Raw genomic sequence first — 365 nt, 5'->3', positions numbered from 1 at the left:
GCCATGCCGCCGCCCGCCCAGGGGCCCCAGGCGATCGACGTGGCGGTCAACCCGCGGGCGCGGCGGTGGGCGGCCAGGCCGTCAAGGAACGCGTTGGCCGCCGAATAGGCACCACCCGCACCACTCCCCCACACACCCGCGATGGAGGAGAACAGGACAAACGCGTCCAACTCCCGCTCCCCCAGCACCTCATCGAGACAAGCCGCCCCCAGGGCCTTGGCGGCCATGACGTCGTCGAGCTCGTCGGCGGTGAGGTCGGCGAGCAGGGTGTCGTGGCTGATTCCGGCGGCGTGGACGACGGCGGTCAGCTCTGGCAGGTCGTCGATGATCGCGGCGAGGGCGTCGCGGTCGGTGACGTCGCAGGC

1 protein-coding gene is annotated in these 365 nt (G+C 72.3%); it reads right to left on the bottom strand.

All coding sequences use genetic code 11. The features are described from left to right. Nucleotides 1-365: SDR family NAD(P)-dependent oxidoreductase (locus DEH69_RS27045; RefSeq protein ID WP_113689616.1), on the bottom strand; the 365-nt coding region annotated here is incomplete at both ends.

This window comes from Streptomyces sp. PT12 (genome assembly GCF_003311645.1).
Classification (GTDB): Bacteria; Actinomycetota; Actinomycetes; order Streptomycetales; family Streptomycetaceae; genus Streptomyces.
Note: the sequence above shows the minus strand (reverse complement) of the source record. Positions and strands in the feature narration are given on the sequence as shown.